This window comes from bacterium, assembly GCA_040757115.1.
In the GTDB taxonomy this organism is placed as follows: Bacteria; UBA9089; CG2-30-40-21; order CG2-30-40-21; family SBAY01; genus JBFLXS01.
Window position 1 is genome coordinate 1 of the sequence record JBFLYA010000304.1, and the last position, 4054, is coordinate 4054.

Genomic DNA, 4054 nt, shown 5'->3' on the forward strand with positions numbered 1-4054 from the left:
ATATTAGTAGGGGCAAACCGTGAATGTGGAATGCACAATAATTCGGTGAGGCAGAGGAAAAGGAAAAGACAGCGAATGAGAGCTTTTGTCTAACCCTGCGTTGCAGTTGACGGCGGGGGACTGTGCCATGGTTAGAGTTTTGTGGTCTCTCAAAGTTTTATCTTGCTATCAAACTTTTGTGATAATTCTCCCCGCCGCACCTGAACTTTATCGTTAGATTGCATCTCGCAATCCAAGGAGGGCAGAATTAGCATGAAGAAGGACTGGATCGGTCTTGAACATCTTCCCCACCTACTTGGCATCCTGGGTATAGTCGCAGTCTATGGAGTGATTAATGTATTTCTCTGGTTCAGCCAAGATTGGTTTCACTATGGGAAAAAAGAAGGAGTTGAAGGCCATTGTAGCCCAGATGGACCAACTTAAGGTTGTGATTCGAGAAATGGAATTACATCTCTCTTCAACCGAGAAGGGTCTGGAGAAAATTAGGGGTGAAGTTGAACAGTACAAAATGAACATACCCAAATATGAGTCTCTGGCTACCGATGGACGCTTACCGCCCAAACTCTACCGAGAGTACTCTGCGATGGTTGGTTCCGGCAATGTAAAAATAAGAGAATTCAACCTGAAATCGGCAAGTAGCTGAGTGAAAAGGGGAGGTGGAGGTAAAAAAGGAGGATATTTTGACAAATTTGGGAGAGAATTAAGGAAAAAATGAAGGGAATTGTAACCGTTCAGCCACTACATTTGGGCTTTTAGGAATTACAAAACACAAAATATAGTATTTTGAGAGCCTGTTTTGCTTCCTTTTTTGAGCCTATAAAAAGCGGTGGTTACTATATGTAGGGGGCACCAGCAATTATCACCAAACATCTTGCGTTTCACCCACCTGAACGGTTACGGGGAATTAGATAACGGATAGCAAAGAGAAGGGATTAAGATGGGAGTGAGTCATAATTTGGACACAATACGAGTGTTGGAGTTCTTTGAGAAGTAAGATTTAAGGGAGTGTTTATTTAGCATCGAACTGGAACAGGGCTAAAACCATTAGCTACAAAATAGAAGAAAGCATCAAGATTTTTTTGATAGTCAGGATGATAGATTCGAGGAATTTATTGGTTGCCAGTTTAATTCGATGATACCTGCCACTACCGAGGATATTGCCAGGAACATTGATAATTTCTCTGCGGATGGTTTTAATTTCACACCTTTTTTTATCATCAGGCAAGCAAACCTGTCTATACCAATTCATCAGGTTGTAGGCGATAGATTTGATGAGCATAAAGGCGTGATTGCGAATTTTGAGATGCTGAGATGCTTCTTCTACAGCAAAACCATCTTTGAGTTCATCTATTTTGTTCTCGACATTAGCCCTATCATCATAGAATTTCATAATCTGGGCAGGTTCTTCTTCCATGTTGGTGACGACAGCTTCATAACGATAGAAATCTTTATAGTCGAGGAGGAGTTAGGGTGTATCTTTATCTATTTTCACTCTACGGATGACAAATCTTCTTGGTTTTTCCCAGGTTTTAAGGATAAATTCTTTACTGGTAACACTGGTGTATTCGTCAATATCTTGCCAGTCTTTTTCAGGAATGGAGAGGATGAATTTTCTAATGTTCTCTTTTAGCGGAGCTTTGCAGACATATTCTAAATATAAGGATTCAAACTTCTTGAAGTTATCTTCATCAAAGAAACCTTTATCCAGTCTAAGTCTTTTAGCTACATAATTGTGAGACAACAAGTCAAGACAAGTTTGAAAGAAAGGGATGAATTCACCATTACTATGGACATCACCCGAGTAGAGATTAAGATGAACTAATTCATCGGATGAGCCAATAAAACAGACCTTAACTTTGAAGGAAGGTTGACCATGATAACGAGGATTATAGCCAACTTCACTACCTTTTTGATGACCATGAAGCGTGACAACTGAATCATCAAAATCTAAGGTGACCTCGACAGGACCTGACCATTTTGATTTGAGAGCGATTATTTGTTTATTGATATTTATAAGTTCATCGATATGTTTGTTCTGGAAGTCAGAGAGCATATCACGGAATACTTTTTCTGAAGGGAAAGAAGGGATTTGTTTCAGGTCAAGGTAACCTGGATCAAAGCGTAAAGATTCTGTATGGTCAAAACGGGACAAACCCAGACAGCAAGAGTCAATCAGATGTTCTAATGTTTGAGGAGCAGGATAATGCTGTTGGGTGCTTTAGAAAGAGTGAAGTTATCTTTAATGATACCTTTAAAATCAATGGCTTGTTTAAAGGTTTCGATGGTATGAAAGTTACCAAAGGCAGTGACTGATGGATTATCAAATTCAACATCGAGATTAACGTGCCTTAGTTTTCGGACTAATTTTCGTTTATTTTTCTCCAGGGCGATGATTTCAGGTCGTCGTTCACGACGAGGGCGAGTATCTATTTGAAAAGTAGTAACAGGTATCATAAAATTGGCCTCCTTTTTATATTATCTTTAGTAATATCAATTACTTACATAAAGTATAACATAGAAGGGGGCCACTGTCAAGCATTTTTGTTAAAAAATTTGCAGATTTTTTAATGAGTTAAGTATTTATATATCAAAAACTTAAAGGCATGGAAAAACGGTCAGTTGCCGATTTGAGGTCAACGAAGCATTAGGGGTCTATAAACGGGAATACAATGAGTACTCGGTAAAAGTCGGTGAATACAATGCGTTCATTCCTCGTGCGAACGAGCTTGCGAAAATCGTCGGAACTCATTGGTATGTGGTTCCAATGATCCTGCCGACTCGAGCTCCGATCCGCGAGTGATTAGCGAACTATCTAACTCCGATGGATTGGGTGGTACCGTGAAAGTAGAACGCAGAATTTATTCGACAAAAGATTCTTTCAGATGCATACTATGCCCACAACAACCGAGCTTTTAAGTGAAAATTTAGATGAGGAGATAAATGAAATTCGTAATAAATATATGATAAAGTTATTGAAAAGGAGTGATAGAAATCATGGTCAATATTCAATTAGAGTTACAGCCACAGACAGAGGAACGCCTTCAAAAAATTCTTGGTCAGTATCACAATCAAGAAATGTTTGCCCAACATATCATTGCATATCAAATTGCTGAATTGAAACAAGCTCTTCTTAATATTCGATTAGATCTACAGCAATTTGAGCAGAAATATCAATTAAAAACAGAGGAATTTTATCAGCAATTTCAAAAGGGTCTGCTTGAAGATACGGAAGACTTTATGATATGGGCAGGCGTTTATGAGATGTTTCAAGAAAATAGTCGAAAACTAAGGGAATTACAATGATTGAAGCCTATTTTGAATATGTCGAAAAGACCATTCAAGATTTTCCTAATATCCGATCATATACACTCAGTAAGAAGGTCTATAATGCGAAACAAGGCTTTATCAGAGGCATAATTCTGTTTGATGATGACACTCGACTTGAGTTTGTGGAAGTCAAAGATGTGGATGTGAGAGAGAAAATCAAATATCGCTATCAATATATGGGTAAAGACCATACCATGTTCTTTCGGTATGATAATGCCTCTCATCACCCTCATATTCTGACGTTTCCCCATCATAAGCATGTAGATAAAGAACATGTGAAAGAAAGCCATGAACCTGCATTAGATGATGTGTTATTGGAAGTTGCTCAAAGAAGACATTTAAAGAAACAGGAGTAACTTTAAGAGAAAAAAAGAAGAGAAAAGTAGGATTGAGGGAAAAATTCGGGGACATAATACTAAATTATTAAGAAGGAAAGCAAGTCAGAAGAAGAAAAAAGACGAGGGAGTGTATCTTTTACCTAACGAAGCGTTGCAGCGGACGGCGGGGGATTGTGCCGTGATTGAAAGTTTTGTAGTATCTCCATAGGTAATCGTGCTTACAAAGTTTGGTGGTAATCCGCCCCGCAGCAGGTGAGCTCTATCGTTAGAATAATAAAAATAATCACACAGAGACACAAAGTCACAAAGGAATTGAATAAAACAATAAACCTTTGTGTTCTTTGTGGCTTTGTGTGAGAAAATAAAAAGGAGATATTTTAGGGTCAACC

5 protein-coding genes and 1 pseudogene are annotated in these 4054 nt (G+C 38.4%); 4 read left to right on the top strand and 2 right to left on the bottom strand.

The annotated features are described in order from the left end of the window. Window positions 1–252: 252 nt before the first annotated feature. Together AB1422_17535 and AB1422_17540 are read left to right on the top strand one after the other, a co-directional pair. Entirely contained in the window at window positions 253–423 is a 171-nt protein-coding gene (locus tag AB1422_17535) for a hypothetical protein (GenBank protein MEW6621106.1), read from the top strand. Beyond that, on the top strand, window positions 371–643 hold the full coding sequence (locus AB1422_17540) for a hypothetical protein (GenBank protein ID MEW6621107.1): 273 nt from the start codon (window positions 371–373) through the stop codon (window positions 641–643). The genes AB1422_17535 and AB1422_17540 overlap by 53 nt, the downstream gene beginning before the upstream one ends. A 405-nt stretch (window positions 644–1048) precedes the next feature. Here AB1422_17540 and AB1422_17545 read toward each other — a convergent pair. Both AB1422_17545 and AB1422_17550 read right to left on the bottom strand, forming a co-directional pair. Beyond that, window positions 1049–2152: pseudogene (locus AB1422_17545) on the bottom strand (IS1380 family transposase). A 29-nt stretch (window positions 2153–2181) separates the two neighbouring features. Beyond that, window positions 2182–2454 carry a hypothetical protein gene (locus AB1422_17550; GenBank protein ID MEW6621108.1) on the bottom strand — a complete coding sequence of 91 codons (273 nt, stop codon included), beginning with the start codon at window positions 2452–2454 and terminating at the stop codon, window positions 2182–2184. A 540-nt stretch (window positions 2455–2994) separates the two neighbouring features. On the opposite strand from AB1422_17550, the gene AB1422_17555 reads away from it, so the two are divergent. Further along, a complete protein-coding gene (locus tag AB1422_17555; GenBank protein ID MEW6621109.1) occupies window positions 2995–3303 on the top strand; it encodes a hypothetical protein in 309 nt (102 codons plus the stop codon). Continuing rightward, window positions 3300–3683 carry a DUF6516 family protein gene (locus tag AB1422_17560; GenBank protein MEW6621110.1) on the top strand — a complete coding sequence of 128 codons (384 nt, stop codon included), beginning with the start codon at window positions 3300–3302 and terminating at the stop codon, window positions 3681–3683. Before AB1422_17555 ends, AB1422_17560 begins: the two co-directional genes overlap by 4 nt. Window positions 3684–4054: the final 371 nt, after the last annotated feature.